This is a genomic window from Colwellia sp. BRX8-4, assembly GCF_014077345.1.
GTDB lineage: Bacteria > Pseudomonadota > Gammaproteobacteria > Enterobacterales > Alteromonadaceae > Colwellia_A.
Genome location: NZ_JACGVS010000010.1, coordinates 61,306 through 81,823, shown reverse-complemented (window position 1 = coordinate 81,823; position 20,518 = coordinate 61,306). Strand labels below are relative to the sequence as shown.

Genomic DNA, 20,518 nt, shown 5'->3' with positions numbered 1-20,518 from the left:
CAATCCGAAGATTGGTTTATTTCTGCTTTTCAGCAAATGTGGTGGGCGCGGCAGGAGTCGAACCTGCGACCGCCTGGTTCGTAGCCAGGTACTCTATCCAGCTGAGCTACGCGCCCACATTAAACTTTATTTACTATCTTGTTCAAAGATAACACCCATTATTTTTATAAGCTTTGGTATTTGCTTAACAACTCAAAATATCTCCTAAGGATGATACTTGAGTTTTTAACTGCTATATTCCAGAAGAAAAAAAACCAATCCGAAGATTGGTTTATTCCAGCTTTACAGCAAATGTGGTGGGCGCGGCAGGAGTCGAACCTGCGACCGCCTGGTTCGTAGCCAGGTACTCTATCCAGCTGAGCTACGCGCCCACATTAAACCTTATTTAATATCTCGTTTGAAGATAATATCTATTAATTTTATAAGCTATGATATTTGCTTAGTCCACATTTCAATAAAGAAAAGTGGTGGGCGCGGCAGGAGTCGAACCTGCGACCGCCTGGTTCGTAGCCAGGTACTCTATCCAGCTGAGCTACGCGCCCTCACATGAACTATTTTTTATATCTTAGTCTAAAGATAGCAAATTGCTTTGCATTTATTACTTTTACCGCAGTTACCTTTAATAAAAGTAATGGCGGAGAGCGAGAGATTCGAACTCTCGAACGGATTTAAAGCCGTTACTCCCTTAGCAGGGGAGCTCCTTCGGCCACTCGGACAGCTCTCCATTTTTACTTCTTTACTGTTGAGTTCTAATGCGTACTTTGAAATACATCTTAGAAAAAACTCTCTATCAGGCTAGTAGCCAGATACTCCTTTAACAGGTGAGCGTCTTCAACCAATCGGTCACATCTCCAGTGGGTGCGAATACTAATGGATCGAGAAAATAAGTCAACAATATTTTCTATTTTTCTGTACTTTTAAATCTGTTTGCCGAGATTTCAACCAACAAGGCTATTTTTCAAGCTCAAAAAGATTATTGTCACTAAATTAATGCTAAAAAAAATTAATATTAGTCATTAAAAAAGTCGGCAATTGCCGACTTTTTTTAATGAAGGTGTTCAACAAAGCTAAAATTTATTACCTGTTTCGGCTTCGCTACTGTCACTTCCTGTTTTTTCTGCTTGTATTCGCATGTAAATTTCTTCACGGTGAACAGATATTTCTTTTGGCGCATTTACGCCAATACGAACCTGATTACCCTTTACACCTAAAACAGTGACGGTAACTTCGTCACCAATCATTAACGTTTCACCAACCCTACGAGTTAAAATTAACATCCTAAATATCCTTTATGTTTAAAAGCCAGTCCACTAAAAAATTATAAGCTAGTAATAAATTTAGTTTAATTTTGGTAAAAGTACATAATAAAAATTAAAAACTTTGTAAAAAATAGTTACTTAAGTTCACTAAGACCCAGTTTTACCACTATTTACAAAGATTTTATTACCACGAGTGATAATCAGTTATTAACTTTGCACTTATAACCAATATTGGCATTCTAGCAAGCTTATTCAAGCAATAAAGTTATTTTTTGGAAATAATTATAACTATTTGTTATTATTAATATTGTAGTTGACGTATGTTAACTATGCATTAACCGCTAAGTAACCTAACTTACTATTTAAAAGATTTACCCACAAAAAAGGAGCTAAAACGCTCCTTAATGAAATATATTAGCTTACTATAATATTACGATAACTGGTCAATTAACCATGCTTTCGCTGTGTCTAATGCCATAGGTAAATTCTCTGGCTTGTTGCCACCAGCTTGTGCCATATCTGGACGCCCACCTCCTTTGCCACCGACATGCTGTGCTGCGGCATTAACTAAATCACCGGCTTTTACCTGCCCAGTGAGATCTTTAGTTACACCAGCGATCAAACCTACTTTTCCGTCTGATGCTGTGCCTAATAAAATGATCCCTGAGCCTATTTTATTCTTGAGTTCATCCATCATGCCGCGAAGCGCTTTAGACTCGGTACCCGCTAAATCTGCAATAAGTACCTTCACACCATTAACATCGACAGCCTCACTGATTAAATCAGAACCGGCTTGAGCCGCTACTTGCTGTTTTAGGATTTGAATTTCTTTTTCGAGTTGCTTACCACGACTAATTAATTGCTCAACTTTCCCTGGCATACTCGCCACATCAGATTTAACCATTGAGGCAACTAAGCTTAGGTTTGAACCTTGCTGCTCAGTAAAAGCAAGTGCACACTCACCGGAAACAGCTTCTATACGACGAACACCTGCAGCTATACCTGATTCTGACACTATTTTAACAAAGCCAATATCGCCAGTACGCTCAACATGAACACCACCACAAAGCTCGGTAGAGAAACCACCTAAAGTAACCACTCGTACTTCATCGTCGTATTTCTCACCAAATAAAGCCATAGCGCCTTTTTCTTTAGCTTCGTCTATTTGCATTAAGTTGGTTTCACGAGACAAATTATTACGTATTTCTTGGTTAACTAGACGTTCAACAGTTTGCAACTCTTGCGCGGTAACCCCTTCAAAGTGAGAGAAGTCAAAGCGTAACTTTTCAGCATCACATAACGAACCTTTTTGCGTAACATGTTCCCCCAAGACGCTACGTAATGCCGCATGAAGAAGGTGAGTAGCCGTGTGGTTTTTAACGATAGCTGCGCGTCGCTCAGTATTTATTTCAGCTTTTACTAGGCGATTTAAGCCAATATTTACGCGAGCAATTCCTTTATGAGCAAAGGCATTACCCATTTTAGTGGTGTCATGTACTTCAAATATACCGTCATCAATATGAAGAAGGCCTTGGTCTCCTGCTTGGCCACCCGACTCCGCATAAAAAGGTGTTTTGTCCAAAATAACAATGCCCTGCTCGCCTGCTTTTAATTCAGCAACCGACGCTTCGTTATTGAATAATTCAACAATCGTTGCGGAGAATTCATTACGGGTATAACCTTTAAACTGCGTGTTGTGATCAGATTTAAGCTGGTCGTTATAGTTAGAACCAAACTGACTTGCTTGCTGAGCACGTTCGCGTTGAAGTCCCATAGCAATGTCAAAACCATTGTGGTCGACTTTTAATTGACGTTCTCGGGCAATATCTGCCGTTAAATCAGCAGGAAAACCATAGGTGTCATAAAGTTTAAAGGTATCGTCACCTGAAATAGTGTCGCCTTTAAGATTCGCTAAAATATCTTCAAGTAAGATCATGCCACGATCTAGGGTGCGGCCAAATTGCTCTTCTTCGATACGTAATATTTTTTCAATAACCGCTTGTTGGCTAATAAGCTCAGGGTAGGCTTCACCCATTTGCTTACCTAATGAAACAACTAGTCGATGAAAGAAGTGTGATTTTGCTTCTAATTTATGACCGTGGCGTACGGCACGTCGAATAATACGACGTAATACATAGCCACGACCTTCGTTTGAAGGCATAACACCATCGGCTATTAAGAAGCTACATGAGCGAATATGATCGGCAATTACACGCAAAGACTTATGTTCTAAATCATTGCACTGTAACAACTCAGCAGTATCTTTAATTAAGCCTTGAAAAATATCAATTTCATAATTGCTATGCACGCCTTGCATTATTGCTGAAATACGTTCTAAGCCCATACCTGTATCAACAGAAGGCTTTGGCAAGTTTTCCATAGTACCGTCAGCATGACGGTTGTACTGCATGAAGACTAAGTTCCAAATTTCAATAAAACGATCACCATCTTCATCTGGTGAGCCTGGAGGTCCACCAAAAATATTTTCACCATGATCATAGAATATTTCAGAGCAAGGTCCACATGGCCCCGTATCACCCATTGACCAAAAGTTGTCTGACTCGTACTTTTTACTGGGTGACTTATCACCGATACGAATAATTTTATCTACCGGAATACCTATTTCGTCACGCCAAAAAGCGAAGGCTTCTTCGTCACTGTCATAAACAGTCACTAATAGCTTTTCTTTAGGTAAGGCTAATTTGACGGTTAAAAATTCCCAGGCAAAACGTATAGCGTCTTCTTTAAAGTAATCACCAAAACTAAAGTTACCTAACATTTCAAAGAAAGTATGATGGCGCGCCGTGTAGCCAACGTTCTCTAGATCGTTATGTTTACCACCCGCACGAACACAACGTTGCGACGAGGTTGCACGGGTATAACTTCTGCTCTCTGCCCCTAAAAAAACGTCCTTAAAAGGAACCATACCAGCATTGGTAAATAATAACGTCGCGTCATTACCTGGAACTAATGAACTACTTGGAACAATTTGATGTTGCTTCGAAGCATAAAAGTCTAAAAAAGTCTGTCGTAATTGTGCACTAGTTTTAATCATGGGAATGTTCACTCTCTGAAAAGTTAATTCTTGAATTTATTCGTTTAATCGCTATGAGTATATTTAATCAATATCATGATTTCATCCGAAGAGAAACCTCGAGACTGCATAAATCGAATGCGTTTTAATTTATCTTTTTGGTCTTTAATTGTACTTTCGCCAAAGCGTTTATTATACGCAAGCTCGGCTTGAAGATACCAATCAATTTGCTGATTTTTACTCAGTTCAACTATAATAGTATCGCAAACACCTTTTTGTTCCAATTCATTGCTAATATAAAGCCAACCATAACCTTTATTAAGGCGGCTACCAAACAAAGATTCGGCAAAACGTTGGTCACTCAAATAGTTTTTTTAATTAGAAATTCAAGGATTGGCGTAATTTCATCTTCACTGTGTTGACGAAATTTGAGCTTTTGCATTAACTCTTCATAAGAATGCTCGCGACGAGAGAGGATACCTACCGAACAATGTAAGATAGCTTTGTTCAATGATTCATCACCTTTAAAGACGTTTTACCGCTTATTTTACCTTTAAATTAACGGATAATTATAGTGTTCAATTATTTAAATTTTAGATAAATAATAAGTTTTTACTTTGAGTGAATAATCACGCAGAATAAGTTGTTATAAAAGTAAGCGTAAAGTTTGCAGATAAACAGCAAAATAAAACAGGGATCTGTATGAAGGTATGTTTTAAGAACCTCAGTCAAATGTTCACCATTTTTTGTATAACATTATTGCTTTCTGCCTGTGGTGGTTCTAATGATAAATCAAAAAATTACGCCATCAACGCTGATGTTTCAACGATTAGCTTTAGCAATGAGATAATTACTGAGTTTGACGATTCAATAACCGTTAATGTTACTTTTGCTGGCGACGGTTTATTAGTGGGTTATGCCCCTGACTCCCAACCCGTGCGCTGGCTAGCCTTTAGAACTGAAAACCTAACCAGTAATTCTGCCACTGTTCATATTGATTTAACCCAAGCAGACCAAATTAATTTAGGTGAATACGTCACAAAGCTGCGTTTTTCAACGGGCGAACTCTCTGATAATGGCGCAACCTTAGTGCATCATGACATCAACGTTTCATTACTTATTTGGCAAGCAAATATAGATACTGAGCTGGTCAGTTTTCGTGGCACCTTTGGTGATGTCAGCATTCCTAGCCAAACAATCGCTATCACCAGTGAGAGTAATAACTGGCAGTTAAGCAGTGATATTGACTGGATAACTTTTGACATATCTTCGGGCTCAGGTGATGCAACGGTCACCGTTACCCCCAATATTAGCAGTTTTACTGCCGCGCAGTTAGCAAGCGGAAATATTATACTCACCGAAACAACAACGGGTGATACTAAGCTTATCCCTGTAGAAGTTGGTTTAGATAATCAATATTTGTATGCCAACCAAGCCAGCTTGGCTTTTACGTCAACCGCGAATATTTCAGTGCTTGAGCAAACCATCAAAGTCAGTACCAACAGCAGCGCTGAAATAAATTGGCAAGCAAGTTCCGCCTCAACCTGGTTAACCTTAACAAAACTCGACAATGATTTTCTTAAGGTTGCTGTTGATGTTAATGCCATGCCGGTAGCGGCGATAAGTCAAACTGAAATAACCCTCAATGCCATTGAAAATGAAGTTGTTATTGGGCATGTTCTGCCGGTATCATTATTTCAAAGTACTGAGCAAACAGAAACTAAAGTCATCACGGACATAGCCGCAAATATCGATACCGTGATAGCAGCACCTAACATGCCCTACTTTTATGTTGGCTCAAAAAACAACTTACTTGTTTATCAACAATATAGTGGTGAATTAATTGCAACCATCGCTATCGCTCCTGATAACACCCTACTTGAGCAATTTATTGTTCATCCTGACGGTAGTAAATTATTAGCAAAAGCGCTTGAAGTTGTTATCAATGAAGACGAGACCACCACTGAAGTTGTTCATCGTTATAATATCAATTTAAGCGATTATAGTTTTACTGAAATTGCATCACCAACCATAGAGTTTGAACCTAGCCGTTACGTACAATTTTCTGGCCGATACTTTATTGTCACGCAAACACTTGAATATGCAGATGAAGAGTTACAACGCTTATTTTGGGATCGTGAGAATATCTTTTTCACGGCAACCATTGACCAAGCCAGTGAAACAGAAGCTTTATATGCACTAGACTTTCAAACAGCAACCTTAAATCGCTATAACGCAAAAATTAATGACTTTAGTCAAGATAAAATCATTACGACCTTAACCCATGAATATAAACCAGAACGGTTAGCTGAAGCCGATAGTATTTCAAGCTTTGTCGTTAATGATAACGAAACGGCGCTTTATCTTATTAGCCCAACAAGTGAACACATTAGCTTCGATGGCACCGCTTTTACCGATATGGGATTACTCAACCAAGCAGACGGTGCAACGACGTTATTTGTTGAAAAGTCGAATAACAATTTTGCCCATTATCTTCGTTTTGTTCCCGCTAGCGGCTTTGTTGTGAATGTTTACAACCAAGCATCAGCACTGACTGCTACCATTGAAACTCAGGGACAACAGCCCACCAGCATTGATATTTCATCTGATAATAAACGCTTGTTAGTGAACGCGGTGAATAGTACTCAAATAGAAATGGTAACTTTAGCGCAGTTTGATGTGTCGGCATCTCAGTTGTCCTTTAATACTACCTTAGGCAATGCCAGCGTTGCTAGCCAGGAATTGACTATTTCAGGCGTGAGTGATTCATGGCAAGCAACAACAGATGTTTCATGGTTATCTTTGACTCAAACAACAACGCAAGAGAGTAAAACGCTTGTTATTTCCATTGATTCAAATGAGATCATCGGTTGGGGGTTATTTACCGGTATCATTACTCTTACCGACCCAGAGACGGGCATCAATGTACAAGTAGTGGTTGAGTTAGCGGTTGATGAAATAAGGTTATTCAGTAACGCTTCAGCACTAACCTTTACTTCACAAGCGGACAAGTCAACGCTCAGTCATACGGTAGATATTGTCACCAATAAATCCAGTGCGGTAGCTTGGCAAGCACAAAGTAATGTTACTTGGTTAACGTTAACGGCTGATACCGTTAATAATACCCTAGCGATCGACGCCGATCCAAGTAAAATAACGACTAATGGTTTGTACTATGGCGAAATCACCTTAGCACCGGTCAATAGTTCTGAAAGCGTCAAAGGTACAATAAAAGTCAGCTTTGAAAAAGGCGATTTTGACACAACAAGCATCAGTGAAATTGTTATCACTGATATTACACCTAATACCTCAGCTGTCGTATTAGACCCACTGCGTCCTAATATTTATATCGGCCAAGGTGATGTGATAAAAGTGTTTAATATTATTACTGGCGCTGCAATAACAACGATTAATTCACCACTTGGCGGTGTTGATTTAACCGACTTGGTTATTCACCCAGATGGCTCACTCTTGTTAGCTTCAAATAGTGAAAACTACAACGATGAAAATGGGCAGCCACAAACGCGTATTAATCATTATCAAATAAACCTTAACGATTTCAGTATTAACTTACTGCCAGCTGCTGACATAGATCTACAATTTAGGCCTAAAACTATCGCGATGATCGCCGGTAAAGCCATTGTTATCAGTCAAGCGTTAGAATATGCAAACTTAGCCTTAGCGGTGCAGTTCTGGGATAGAGAAAATACTTTCAACTCACCCATTATCTATGACGTACCGGCAAGCAATCATGTTATTGCTTATAACGCTAACACCTCAGCATTGCTACAATATACCTTAGCGTACAATGCCTTTACTGCTGAAAGTGTTCAACAAATTGCCAGTAATGAAAATATTAACAGCGCTTATAGTGGCGTTTTATCAAATATAGTCACCAGTAGTCGTGGTGCAGACCTTTATACAGCGAGCACCACTTCAGAGTGGACAACTTTTGATGGTACAAGTTTTACTGACCAAGGCGTTTTGCGAGCGAGTATACGAACGGTTAACGTAGCCATTGACTCGGCTAATAATAGTTATTTCTATCGTTTCGATAGTAGTGGCGTTTTTATTCTCAGTAAATATGATGAAAACCAACAAGCCTTATTTACCGTCGGATATACTGCTGGTTCTGTTGACAGTTATATATCGCCAAACTACCAGCGAATTATTCACTACAATTCAACTGCCAATAGTTTAGTACTTGATTATATTCCTGATTAAGTTCAGCTACATATTGCACTTATGTAATCCCGTGCTCGCACGGGATTTTTATTTCCACTAAAGCCTACTTATTTATCTTATTCTGTATTTTACAAAAATAATCAAGGTAAAAGCTCACAACTTAACAATTCAGCTTTTTTAACCGGTTACTCACCGTTTTTAAACGTGCTGCATCTTGTAGCTTGGCCGAGTGCAACATAGAATAAATTCATTAGCTTTGTCTATACGATATTAACAAAGTCATTTAATTGTCTAACATTTAATAAAGGTCATTTATGAAAAAGCGCTTACTCGCCCCGCTTGCTATTGCTATCGCATTAGCCGGTTGTCAGTCGTACGACGATAACAAGAATCAAACCAAAGAAAGTCAGCAAAAAATTAAAAAAGCTGAACATATAAATCCATTGTTCAGTGCATTTACTACGCCACACGGCATCCCCCCTTTTGATCAAATTAAAAAAAGTGATTACTTACCCGCATTTGAGCAAGCTATTAGTGAAAATAAAATAGAAATTTCCACTATTGCCAATGCCACTAACACAGCAACATTTGCAAATACCATTGAAGCGATGGAAAAGTCAGGTGACTTTCTTAACCGCGTCAGTAATGTATTTTACGGTTTAACCGGCTCAATGTCTGACGAAGAAATGCGCAATATTGCCAAAGCCGTATCACCACAATTATCAGCGCTAAATGACGACATTAATCTTAATGCAAAATTATTTGCTCGGGTAAAAACGGTTTATGACAAAAAAGATCAACTGAATTTACAAGTAAACGAATTAACCTTACTTGAGAAAACCTACAAAGGTTTTGTCCGTGGTGGTGCTAATTTATCAGATGCTGACAAAGTAAAATTACGCCAATTTAATACGCAATTGAGTGAATTAAGCTTAAAATTTGGCGAAAATTTATTACACGAAACGAACAGCTTTGAAATGGTTATTGATAACAAGGCTGATCTAAACGGTTTACCTGATGATATTATTGCCGCCGCCGCTGTTACGGCAAGCGATAGAGGCCATGAGGGTAAATGGGTATTCACCACTCATCGTCCTAGCAAAAATCCCTTTCTAACCTATGCAACTAACCGTAAATTACGGGAAACCTTATATAAAGGTTACACCATGCGCGGTAACAATGACGATGAGTTTGATAACAAGAGTATTGCTGCAGAAACAGCCAGCTTACGTTACCAAAAGGCACAGTTATTAGGTTATAAAACTCACGCACATTTTGTCCTTGAAAATGCGACGGCTAAAACACCTGAAAACGTATTTGGTTTATTAAATCAAGTATGGCCAGCTGCTTTAGCGAGAGCAAAAGAAGAGTCAGCTGATATGCAAAAGCTGGCTAACTCACAAGGCACTAAAATTGAAATAGAAGCCTGGGATTGGTGGTACTACGCTGAGAAAATTCGTAAAGCTCGCTACGATATAGATGCAGCAGAAACTAAGCCATATTTCTCGCTAGAAGGTACTTTACAGGGAATATTTTTCACCGCAGAGAAATTATGGGGCGTAACCTTCAAAGAACGCAACGACTTACCTAAATACCATGAAGATGTACGTACCTTTGAAGTCTTTGATAAAGACGGCAGCTATGTTGGTATTTATATGACTGACCATTACGTGCGCGAAAGTAAACGTGGTGGTGCTTGGATGAGCAGCTTCCGTAAACAACATCGTATGTATGGTGAAGAAGTTACCCCTATTATCTACAACGTATTAAATTATCCACGCCCGGTCGGTGATACGCCAACATTATTAACTTTTGATCAAGCGTCAACTTTATTTCATGAATTCGGTCATGCAATTCAGGGCTTGTTGTCTAACGGTTATTACCGCTCACAAACAGGTACTGCTTTACCACGTGACTATGTTGAATATCCTTCACAAGTCATGGAAAATTGGATGACTGAACCAGAAGTATTAGCAAACTTTGCTAAGCACTATAAAACCGGTGAAGTTATTCCAATGGCATTAGTTGATAAAATTCAAGCTTCAGGTAAATTTAATCAAGGTTTTGGTACCACTGAATACCTTGGTGCAGCTTTACTTGACATGAGTTGGCATTCTTTAGAAACAGCAGAGCTGCAAGATGCTGCCGTATTTGAGAAAAAGGTCTTATCAGAAATTGGCTTAATCAAAGAGATATCACCTCGTTATAGAACAGGTTACTTTTCTCATATATTCTCTGGCGGTTATTCATCAGGTTATTACGGCTACATTTGGTCAAATATCTATGATGCAGATACATGGTTAGCGTTTAAAGAAAATGGAATATTCGATGAGAAAACTGCAGATTTATACCGTAAGCATATCCTAGAGCCCGGTGGTAGTGAAGATCCCACCATAATGTACCGTCGCTTTAGAGGTCAAGCCCCTAAAGTTCAACCTTTGCTTGACCGTCGTGGTTTAACAACAACTAAATAACGTTAACCCTAATATTATTAATATCCGTTATTTAAGACTCCGTCATGCTGATACTAGATTTATATGAGTCTCAGCATGACGATTTATAACTGAAAAAGATATTAACTGACATAGCGCTTTATGGTTGCTAAAAAAGCTAAGTGCTTATATTTACATGCTGATTTTATATCCAATAAAGTCCTTTTCAGCGGAATAACGTCCAGCTTTAAAAATTTTTAATAAAAGTTTATTTGTATTGTTTATAACCTAATAATGTAATAATAATATTCTTTCATCGCCATATAGCTCACTAAAGTTAACCCCCAATTATGAAGTTAAAATCTGCTGTATTACTCATATTGAAAGGTTTTGTAAAAATGAGTGTTATTTTCAATAACCGTAAAATAAAGCCTTCGCTGTTTTTATTTTTGCTGATACTTTTTCCTTCCTGCGTTTCATTCGCTGCAGTGCAATCAACTCGGTTTGAGCGTCTATCTATTGAAGATGGCCTACCACAAAGTGATGTAACTCAAATACTACAAGACAGACAAGGCTTTATATGGGTAGGGACTTCCAACGGGTTAGCGCGTTATGACGGCTATACGTTTAAAGTATTTAAACATAGTGGTAAAAATCAGAACTCACTAACAGGTAATGTGATTCGAACTATATTTGAAGATAAAAGTGCTAACCTCTGGATAGGTACAGAAGTTGGACTTAATCACTTTAATCCAAGAACTGAACAGTTTAGTCACTTTCGTCACAATGCTAATAATCCAAATAGCTTAAGCCATGATGTTGTCAATGCAATAACGCAAGACCGCTTAGGCAATATCTGGATAGGTACTCGGGGCGGACTTAATCGTTTTGATCCAAAAACAGGGCAGTTTACTCATTATAAATATAATATTAATAATCCAAAGAGTTTAAGCCATAATAATGTCTGGGCAATATTAGAGGATAATAACGGCGAAATTTGGGTTGGCACTCATGCTGGTCTTAGTCGCTTTAATGCAAAAACCGAGCAATTTACTCATTACTTTCACAATGCTAACGACCCCAATAGCATAACTCAAGGAACAGTTTGGTCAATAATTACCGATAGGCAAGATACTCTTTGGATGATTACTGAAGACGGCTTAAATCGATTTAGTCTGCAAACTGAGCAATTTACTCATTACCGCCATGAGGCTAATAATGCTAATAGTTTAAGTGATGGAGTAGTTTTAACGTTAGCAGCTGATAAAAACGGCAACCTTTGGATTGGGACAAATATGGGATTGAATAGACTGAACCTTGAAACTGAGGCTTTCACCTATTACCGTCATGAAGAGGCTAATATAAATAGCCTAGGCTCTGGTAATGTTATGGCTATTTTAGAGGACAGAGAAGGCAATATTTGGTCAGGGACTAACAAAGCGGGTCTTAGCCGCTTCAATCCAAAAATAGAGCAGTTTGGTCATTACCGTCGAGATGCCTTTACCCCCGGGAGCTTAAGTAGTAATTGGGTTGCTGCGATCGTTGAAGACCCGCAAGGCGATCTTTGGGTGGGGGTTGATTCAGAAGGTATTAATCGCTTTAATAAAAAAACTCAGCAGTTTGAGCATTATAGTATAAATAAAACTAACCCAGAAAATATAAGTAATAACTGGGTTAACGCAATAACTAAAGATCACCAAGGCAATATTTGGTTTAGCACTAGGAGTGCATTAAATAAATTCACCCTCAAAACGGAAGTATTCAGTACTTATCGGCATAACTTGGATGATTCAGACAGTTTAGGTAGCAGAGGTATCCAAGCGATAACTGAAGACAGCCAAAATAACCTTTGGGTAGGTACTGCTAATGGCCTAGATTATTTTCTCCCTAAAACTGCAAAATTCAGGACCTATCAGCATAGTGAAGTTAATTTAAACAGTTTGAGCCATAACCATGTTTTAGCAATAACTGAAGATAACCAAAAAAATCTTTGGGTGGCTACTGTTGAGGGCCTTAATTATTTCAATCCTAAGACTGAAGTATTTACTCATTATCGTCATGATATGACTCAACCAAACAGTTTAAGTCATAATTATATTAGCTCAATAGCTTTAGATGACGAGGGTAACCTTTGGGTAGGCACCATGAATGGCTTAAACCTTATGGATATGAAGTCGGGGGCGTTTGTACGTTTTACCGAAGAGGATGGATTACCTGATAGCACCATTTATGCAATAGAGATTGATGATCAAGGTTATTTATGGATAAGTACCAATCAAGGCTTATCTCAATTTAACCCCAAGTCTAAAACGTTTAAAAATTATGATGTTGCCGATGGCTTACAAAGTAATGAATTTAATGCTGGCGCTTCTTATAAGAGTGACAGTGGCGAATTGTTTTTTGGCGGTATTAATGGTTTTAATCGATTTTTTCCTAATAAGCTAATTCAGGATAACAATAAACCTGTGGTCGTTTTCACCGAAATGCTATTGTTGAATCAATCAGTCGCTATCGATGCCAATAAAGAACACGATAAAAATAAGGCAAAACCTGAAGATGGTACATTTTTTTTGGAGCAAGGGATCCATGCAACATCAGCAATCATTTTAACCCACAAAGAAAATTTAGTGGCGTTTGAGTTTAGTGCTTTACATTTTTCTGCCCCCAAAAAAAATCAATATGCATACAAGCTTGAAGGTTTTGATGACCATTGGATAATGACCGATTATAAAAATCGCCGAGCAACGTACACAAATCTATCTGGTGGTGAATACTTACTAAGAGTAAAAGCAAGCAACCCTGATGGTATTTGGAATGAAGAAGGTGTTTCACTTAAAATAACCGTGCAACCACCGTTCTGGAACTCTTGGTGGGCATATACCTTATATTTCATCTCATCTTTGCTCATATTAGTCTTTTTTATTAGGGCTCATCAAAAAAAAGCAATTTTTGAACGTGACCTTATTAAGCAATTAGAGCATCAAGTTTCCACACAAACGGCTTCAATCAAACAAGAATCGAAAAAGGTAATTAAAGCGAATGAAGTTAAATCTCAATTCTTAGCGAATATGAGCCATGAGATAAGAACACCTTTAACCTCTATTATTGGCCAAACTGAAGCGATATTACATGGTGATATTGATAACAGTGCTGACAGCATAAAAGTTATATATAATAATAGCTTGCACTTACTGAGCTTATTGAATGACACCCTAGATTTAAGCAAAATAGAGGCAAATAAATTTGAATTAGAAATAACGGCCTTAGATCTGATACAAATACTTGTCGACATTAAAAATATTTTCTCAGAACAAGCTAAATCTAAGGGCTTAAATTTTACCATATACCATACTTTGCCCTCCCCTTTTATGATCAATATTGATGGCTTTCGTTTAAAGCAAATTCTTATTAACCTTTGTTCAAATGCCATTAAGTTTACTGAAAAAGGGGATGTTGCTATTGAAATATACGCGCAACATTATAATCATATCAACGAATTAACCTTCAAAATACGTGATACAGGCATAGGTATCAGTGATGAACAATTAAGAAGAGTGTTTGACGCCTTTACACAAGCAGATACCAGCATTAGTCGGCGCTTTGGTGGCTCAGGTTTAGGGTTAAATTTATCTGAAAAGTTAGCAGACTTCATGGGGGGAATAATCGATGTTGAAAGTGAGATAGGTCAAGGCAGTATTTTTACCTTGATATTACCCTTTACTCCCACCAGTTCAACTGAGATTGTAAAAGAATTCGAAGTAACAAAGAAGACCTTCAGTGGCGCTATTTTATTGGCTGAAGACCATGATGATAATAGGCATTTAATGAGCAGGCTACTAACAGGACTAGGTTTTGAGGTTTATACTGCGACAAACGGCTACGAAGTAATAGCGTCTTACTTTAAAAATAAACCTGATTTAATCTTACTTGATATTCAGATGCCAAAAATGGATGGTATAGAAGCGATAAAAATTCTAAGAGCTAGATCTTGTGAAGTACCGATTATTGCATTAACGGCAAATACCTTAGCCAAAGATCTAGAACAATATTTAGCGCTAGGGTTTAATGGATTTCAAGCTAAGCCTTTTGAGCGACAAAACTTTATCAATACCATCGCTAAGTATTTTGAACAGCCTATCAAAACCAACTACGAAGACAATAGCTCGCTAACTAATAGCAACATTGATATATCTGATTTGGTTGCTAAATTTGAAGTGGGTTTAATTGCAGAACATAAAAACTTCATATTGTTGAACCAAACGAATGATAATGATGCACTTGCTAAGCAAGCACATAAACTAGCTGGAGCCGCACAAATGTTTGGTTATAGCAACATAACACGAGTCGCAATGAGCTTAGAGTCCAATATTAAGAAAAAAAATTCTGCCGCTATTAAATCTAGCACCCATGAGCTTATTGCGGCGTTATTAACGGTTATTAACAAAAGTGACTGATAACGTTTCTCATCATTTTATCTGTTAGCACATTTGAAGCATATTAATCAGGCTGTTAGCATCACATCATACTGTTCGTCTTAAACGTAAAAACCCCAGTAAGTGCAAACTTACTGGGGTTTTTATCAGCTTCAACTAAAAGAAACACTTACTTCATGTAAGGGTCACTTTCAAAAAAAGCAAAAACGGTATCAAAGGCAGGTTCTTGATATTGCTTCAAGCCGGTATCACGAAAATCAATATCTATTTGACTTCTTACCAGGGTTTTCTTAACAAAACTACCCGCAATAATTTCTACTTGTAGTTCTTTTATAAGTTGAATACACGCTTCTAATTTAAAGCCGATCGGCCCACCAGAAAATTTACCTTTTAAAGCACGACCACGGATAACAACTTTATCAACGTGATAGTCTTCCATCAATTTAGCAAAGGTAAATTGGAAGTGTTGTACTGCTTCGGAATCACCTGCATCTACTAAAGATATTTTTTGCACGCGTGTTTGCGGAATATCATACAAACCGTTTTCACGTGACATAATACAAATAATTGCATCATTACCTTTTAATTCAACACCACATATTCTCATAACTTACCCTCATTAAATTCGCGGTCGCATTATATACCGAAACAGTGAATACCGAAACAGTTAATGACATTAGTTGTATTACCCTATAGTGTTGCTTTTAATTTAATCCCCTTTTGCTTAGTAAAATCAAGATAATCTTCTAAGGCTTTGGGGTTACCTTTATTTTTCTGGCAAACACTTTTTTGATATTGATAACTAAACATATCAAACCATTGATCCAATAATTGTCCATTGACCGGTTCTTTTGCCATTGTTAACATTTTTGCCGCGACTTCTGCGGTAGCAAATTGATAGTTTTCTTCGGCAATGCGTATTTGATAGCGAGAGGTATTAGCCGCTTCGTCAAGTAAATGTGGGTCAAAAGCAGCAATGGGAAATTGGTTCAAGTAAGGACTTTTACGAAACATTTTTTTCGCTTCACGCCAGCAACCATCCAACATAACAAAGAGTGGTCTTTTACCTGAAGGTATGGTCATTTCATTACAAAAAACCTCACGTTCAGCCTGTGCATACTGTTGAGGAAAAACAACATAAGGTTGCCATTGCTCGTCGTTTAAAATGGCTAACATTTCTTTATTTTCTTTAGTTCTTGACCAAAGAAATGCAAAGGTATCTGGCACGACATCAGCAATTAACTTGCCTGTATTACTTGGTTTTAGTACTTCTGTGTCATACATCAATAATAAAAAACCGGCATTACTGGTAGATTTTGGCGAATATGAACAAATACAATGGGGTTTTGCTAGACGACATAAGTCACAACGTACAACACGTTGCCCACGAGACTTGTAAGTCGTCGTGCTCAGACTCATACGATAATGATGAAGTTTATGTACAGCGTGCATAAGTGTAATTAAGACCAATTCCAACATAAAAAAAATAGCGGCAATTAAGGCCGCTACTTTAGTGATTTTTAGTTTGATGTGCAATGCTTAAAATTGCGGTTTACTGAATAAATTAACTTACTCAAACCCATTGGGGTTTTGTGACTGCCAGCGCCAAGTATCAGCAATCATAGTATTTAAATTACGTGTTGCTTGCCAGCCTAATAGGCTGTTTGCTAATGATGCATTAGCGTAAACAGTGCCAATATCACCCGCGCGGCGCGGTACAACTTTATAAGCGATGTTTTGACCACTAATTTGTTCAAAAGTATTCACTATTTCTAATACCGATGTACCATTTCCCGTACCGATATTAATGGCTTTACAGCCTTGTATTTTTGTTAAACTCTCTAACGCTTTAACATGACCAATCGCTAAATCTACCACATGAATGTAATCACGAACACCGGTGCCGTCTGGCGTGTCGTAATCATCTCCAAAGACTTGTAGTTGAGGTAAACGTCCTACAGCTACTTGGGCAACATAAGGTAATAAATTATTAGGAATACCATTAGGATTTTCACCAATAGTCCCTGATTCATGTGCGCCAATCGGGTTAAAATAACGCAGACATGCGATTGACCATTCGCTATCACTTTTCGCTAAATCAAACAGCACATGCTCAACCATTAATTTAGTTTGCCCATATGGGTTAGTCGCAGAAGTTGGCATAGTTTCATCTAATGGTGATGGGTTATTCTCACCGTAGACAGTTGCAGATGAGCTAAAAACTAAATTTTTAACGCCATGTTTAGCCATCACCTGAAATAAAGTAACAGAGCCTGAGACATTATTTTGATAATAACTCAGTGGAATTTCGTTTGATTCACCAACCGCTTTTAAGCCAGCAAAGTGCACAACTGCTTCGATATTATATTGCTCAAAAACAGCATCGAGCGCTGCTTCATCGCAAATATCAGCTTTAATAAAGGTTACTGTTTTCCCGGTAATCGCTTTAACGCGATCAAGGACTAAGGTAGATGAATTTGATAAGTTATCAACGATAACAATATCTTTATCTAATTTAAGTAACTCTACCACGGTATGACTACCGATATATCCAGTACCGCCGGTGATTAATAAACTCATTTTTAGTCCTTGTTTAAATAGATCCGAGATCTTAAAGCCGTCATATTGATACTGAAATTCATTCAGGATGACGATGGAAAAGTGATACTTTATTTAATCACTGTGTTATGAGTGATATTCTGACACTGTCGCGATAAACTTACTAAGGATTTTTTGGATAATTAAATGTCTACCGTGTCTGCTCGACTGTTAACCTTAGCCTCAATGCTTAATATTATCAGGCTAAATTCTACGCAAAAATATTATAAGTGATTTAATACATCCCAAATAAACATAGTAGCCGTTATGTTTTACTATCCAACAATATAAAGTACAGACAAGACTTTGCCGCTACTTTATTGGTTAGGCTGAATTAACATTATCCTTCTGCGAGCTCTCTTGCACAAAGGAACGCTTTTATTTCATCACGAGAACCCAAAATATGCTGTTTTAACAAAGCAACAGACTTTTCAATATTACCGGCTTTACATAAAGCGAGTAATTCATTGTGTTCAGATTCTGCTTTTGAAATACCCCCTGCCCATAATAAATGCATGCGAATATAACGGTCTGCATTTTTATTTAAGGTGTTTACTAAGTCTTGTGTTTGCGGACGATTTGCCCCTGAGTATAAACAGTTATGGTAATCAGAGTTCAATTCGCTCCAGGTATTAGCCGCATTTTCTTTACCAAGCGCTTTGTCTAATTTCCCAAGAAGTTCTGTCGCTTCGTCAAGTTTTTCAACCGTAAGACGAGGGATTGATGACGCCAACAAGTCAGCTTCCAACATAGCACGCAGTTCAAATAATTCATCAACTTGACTAGCATTTAGTTCGGTAGCTGTAGCGCCTTTATGCGGTTCAAAAGCAACTAAACCTTCAGCTTCTAATTGTAGTAACGCTTCACGTACCGGAATTCGACTAACATTTAACTCTTCGGCTAATGCCGCTTGCCGTAAAGGTTGTCCTGCTTGAATTTCGCCACTGAGGATCTTCTCTCTAAGGGTTTCAACAACTAACTGAGTTCGGGTTTTATAAACAATGGTCATAAAGTACTTCTCTTGCAAGTGTGCTGACATTATAAGGGTTTATTAGCTAAAAAAAAGCGACTAACAAATATTAGCCACTTATTGTTGTTATCAATGAAAGTTATAACTTCAAACCTACCGACTTAATAATCTAGTTAGTGACTCATCGGGCGTATTTTAATAACTAATAGTTAGTAGAGGCGTTTATTAGTCTTCCCAACAGTGTGATGATTTCATAGACAACCGCTAAAGTCATTTTTACGCGACATTAAAGTATTTCACTTGCAACAAGATTGGCGTTTAAGTTGGCCTCTAATTAGGGATAAATTCTATGAGTTATTATTATCTGCTCTTTAAAGTAGCACTTGCTGAAGTCACTCATTTTAAAAACCATTTACTTGTCTTTGAAAAGAGCTCAGCTAGCACTATTATGTGTCAATTTACCCATAAACCTTTTAATGACAAATAAAATAAAGACTAGCCAGCTAGTTAAAAATTCTTTAAGTAACACAACTATTACAGGGCATTAATGGACGTATAATTTTATTAACATTGACAACATTTTACGGCAAAAAAAACGATGGAGATTACAATACAACACTGGGACTTGGTATTTTTATGCGATAAAATAACGCGATATTATATTAGATAATAACATCGCGATAACTAAAACTTGGTCGTATTATACAACGAACTACAATCATTCCTTAATTGATTTTCAACCTCTCCGGGAGTAAATTTTTTCATTTATAACTTGGCAAACACAAAGGCTTACCATGCAAAACCACCAAATAATAAAAAAAAGAATATTAACTTTACTGTTATTGGTTACTGCAACGGCATTATTTATGCCAAAATCTGTAGCAACCACGATCATTTTAGACTTCACGACTATCAACTCTACTGATATCTATGGCGCCAAGACTAATGCTTTTGATGAATCTATCTATGGCTTTAGTAACATGGGATTAAATGACGTTATTAACAATATATCGTCGGCGATCAGCAATGACTTCTTTGGTTATAGCTATGCTGGTTTATCGGCTGGCAAAGAGCTAAATATTAATTTCGAAGTTGGCACAATAGGTTCAGGCCCAAGTAATGGCGATAATGAGTTCTCGTATTTTCAATTAGGTAACGTAACCAGTAGACAGTCATATTTAGGTCATGCCTGCTCAGGATGTGCTTTAACATCGTATTGGCAAGGGAAGGTTATTGGTTCAATTTTTACCAATAATATAGCAACAGACTTAGCCCACTATGCCACTAACAATAAAGAACTGATTAATCTGATAGCCGGTACAGCTTCACATGAAATTGGCCATTCTCTTTTCTTACCACATCCAGAGGGAAAAGAACTTAACCCCGGTGAGTCGGATTATGGTTTGATGGCAACAGGTGCTTCACAACCGTCGATGCCAAATAACCAACGAGTACTAGACCGTGCCTTCTCTAATAGAAATTTCGATACTTTAATAACAAGATTAGGTCTTCGAGATGTTCAAATCGCCGCTATTCCAGAACCAAGCACTATTTTGTTATTGTTAAGTGCCTTGCTTATGCTTGTTGTAAAAAGAAAAATATATTAG

The 20,518-nt window shown here is 37.7% G+C and carries 13 protein-coding genes and 4 tRNA genes; 5 read left to right on the top strand and 12 right to left on the bottom strand.

Annotated elements, in window-relative coordinates; translation table 11 throughout:
- Positions 1-39 precede the first annotated feature (39 nt).
- From H4J56_RS10315 to H4J56_RS10280, 8 genes are all read right to left on the bottom strand, one after another.
- Positions 40-116 (bottom strand) — tRNA-Arg (locus tag H4J56_RS10315).
- A 178-nt stretch (positions 117-294) separates the two neighbouring features.
- Positions 295-371: transfer RNA gene (locus H4J56_RS10310), tRNA-Arg, on the bottom strand.
- Positions 372-465: 94 nt separating this feature from the next.
- Positions 466-542 (bottom strand) — tRNA-Arg (locus H4J56_RS10305).
- Positions 543-632: 90 nt separating this feature from the next.
- Positions 633-724: transfer RNA gene (locus H4J56_RS10300), tRNA-Ser, on the bottom strand.
- Positions 725-1,067: 343 nt separating this feature from the next.
- Positions 1,068-1,277, bottom strand: coding sequence for a carbon storage regulator CsrA (csrA, locus tag H4J56_RS10295; RefSeq protein WP_070375981.1), 210 nt, complete (start codon positions 1,275-1,277; stop codon positions 1,068-1,070).
- A 412-nt stretch (positions 1,278-1,689) separates the two neighbouring features.
- Positions 1,690-4,314 carry an alanine--tRNA ligase gene (gene alaS / locus H4J56_RS10290; RefSeq protein ID WP_182221823.1) on the bottom strand — a complete coding sequence of 875 codons (2,625 nt, stop codon included), beginning with the start codon at positions 4,312-4,314 and terminating at the stop codon, positions 1,690-1,692.
- A gap of 44 nt (positions 4,315-4,358) precedes the next feature.
- The gene (locus H4J56_RS10285) at positions 4,359-4,658 is read right to left on the bottom strand and encodes a regulatory protein RecX (RefSeq protein ID WP_182259289.1); all 300 of its coding nucleotides are present in this window, start codon (positions 4,656-4,658) and stop codon (positions 4,359-4,361) included.
- The gene (locus H4J56_RS10280; RefSeq protein WP_182259288.1) at positions 4,655-4,804 is read right to left on the bottom strand and encodes a hypothetical protein; all 150 of its coding nucleotides are present in this window, start codon (positions 4,802-4,804) and stop codon (positions 4,655-4,657) included. The genes H4J56_RS10285 and H4J56_RS10280 overlap by 4 nt, the downstream gene beginning before the upstream one ends.
- A 191-nt stretch (positions 4,805-4,995) precedes the next feature.
- On the opposite strand from H4J56_RS10280, the gene H4J56_RS10275 reads away from it, so the two are divergent.
- The 3 genes from H4J56_RS10275 (at position 4,996) to H4J56_RS10265 (ending at position 15,364) form a co-directional block, all read left to right on the top strand.
- Positions 4,996-8,517 carry a BACON domain-containing protein gene (locus H4J56_RS10275; RefSeq protein WP_182259287.1) on the top strand — a complete coding sequence of 1,174 codons (3,522 nt, stop codon included), beginning with the start codon at positions 4,996-4,998 and terminating at the stop codon, positions 8,515-8,517.
- Between the two features lie 275 nt (positions 8,518-8,792).
- Positions 8,793-10,952 (top strand): M3 family metallopeptidase, encoded by a 2,160-nt coding sequence (locus H4J56_RS10270; RefSeq protein ID WP_182259286.1) that lies wholly within the window; start codon positions 8,793-8,795, stop codon positions 10,950-10,952.
- A 308-nt stretch (positions 10,953-11,260) separates the two neighbouring features.
- Positions 11,261-15,364: a hybrid sensor histidine kinase/response regulator gene (locus tag H4J56_RS10265; RefSeq protein ID WP_182259285.1), complete on the top strand. Its 4,104-nt coding sequence runs from the start codon at positions 11,261-11,263 to the stop codon at positions 15,362-15,364.
- Between the two features lie 148 nt (positions 15,365-15,512).
- Here H4J56_RS10265 and H4J56_RS10260 read toward each other — a convergent pair whose 3' ends face one another.
- The 4 genes from H4J56_RS10260 to H4J56_RS10245 all read right to left on the bottom strand — a co-directional run bounded on the left by H4J56_RS10260 (position 15,513) and on the right by H4J56_RS10245 (position 18,950).
- Positions 15,513-15,950, bottom strand: a complete 438-nt coding sequence (locus H4J56_RS10260; RefSeq protein WP_070375975.1) for a DUF3010 family protein — start codon at positions 15,948-15,950, stop codon at positions 15,513-15,515.
- A gap of 83 nt (positions 15,951-16,033) precedes the next feature.
- On the bottom strand, positions 16,034-16,879 hold the full coding sequence (locus H4J56_RS10255; protein ID WP_259368182.1) for a tRNA-uridine aminocarboxypropyltransferase: 846 nt from the start codon (positions 16,877-16,879) through the stop codon (positions 16,034-16,036).
- A 33-nt stretch (positions 16,880-16,912) separates the two neighbouring features.
- Positions 16,913-17,923, bottom strand: a complete 1,011-nt coding sequence (gene galE / locus H4J56_RS10250; RefSeq protein WP_182216924.1) for a UDP-glucose 4-epimerase GalE — start codon at positions 17,921-17,923, stop codon at positions 16,913-16,915.
- Between the two features lie 358 nt (positions 17,924-18,281).
- Positions 18,282-18,950, bottom strand: a complete 669-nt coding sequence (locus H4J56_RS10245) for a GntR family transcriptional regulator (protein WP_070375969.1) — start codon at positions 18,948-18,950, stop codon at positions 18,282-18,284.
- 310 nt (positions 18,951-19,260) lie between these two features.
- On the opposite strand from H4J56_RS10245, the gene H4J56_RS10240 reads away from it, so the two are divergent.
- Both H4J56_RS10240 and H4J56_RS10235 read left to right on the top strand, forming a co-directional pair.
- On the top strand, positions 19,261-19,398 hold the full coding sequence (locus tag H4J56_RS10240; RefSeq protein ID WP_182259284.1) for a hypothetical protein: 138 nt from the start codon (positions 19,261-19,263) through the stop codon (positions 19,396-19,398).
- A 307-nt stretch (positions 19,399-19,705) separates the two neighbouring features.
- Positions 19,706-20,518 carry a PEP-CTERM sorting domain-containing protein gene (locus tag H4J56_RS10235; RefSeq protein ID WP_182259283.1) on the top strand — a complete coding sequence of 271 codons (813 nt, stop codon included), beginning with the start codon at positions 19,706-19,708 and terminating at the stop codon, positions 20,516-20,518.

Excerpts from the sequence above, each read along its gene's own strand:
- H4J56_RS10240 (WP_182259284.1), top strand. The coding sequence starts at position 19,261 with ATGAGTTATTATTATCTGCTCTTTAAAGTAGCACTTGCTGAAGTCACT.
- H4J56_RS10260 (WP_070375975.1), bottom strand. The coding sequence starts at position 15,950 with ATGAGAATATGTGGTGTTGAATTAAAAGGTAATGATGCAATTATTTGT.
- H4J56_RS10235 (WP_182259283.1), top strand. The coding sequence starts at position 19,706 with ATGCAAAACCACCAAATAATAAAAAAAAGAATATTAACTTTACTGTTA.
- H4J56_RS10275 (WP_182259287.1), top strand. The coding sequence starts at position 4,996 with ATGAAGGTATGTTTTAAGAACCTCAGTCAAATGTTCACCATTTTTTGT.
- H4J56_RS10265 (WP_182259285.1), top strand. The coding sequence starts at position 11,261 with ATGAAGTTAAAATCTGCTGTATTACTCATATTGAAAGGTTTTGTAAAA.
- csrA (WP_070375981.1), bottom strand. The coding sequence starts at position 1,277 with ATGTTAATTTTAACTCGTAGGGTTGGTGAAACGTTAATGATTGGTGAC.
- galE (WP_182216924.1), bottom strand. The coding sequence starts at position 17,923 with ATGAGTTTATTAATCACCGGCGGTACTGGATATATCGGTAGTCATACC.
- H4J56_RS10245 (WP_070375969.1), bottom strand. The coding sequence starts at position 18,950 with ATGACCATTGTTTATAAAACCCGAACTCAGTTAGTTGTTGAAACCCTT.
- H4J56_RS10270 (WP_182259286.1), top strand. The coding sequence starts at position 8,793 with ATGAAAAAGCGCTTACTCGCCCCGCTTGCTATTGCTATCGCATTAGCC.
- alaS (WP_182221823.1), bottom strand. The coding sequence starts at position 4,314 with ATGATTAAAACTAGTGCACAATTACGACAGACTTTTTTAGACTTTTAT.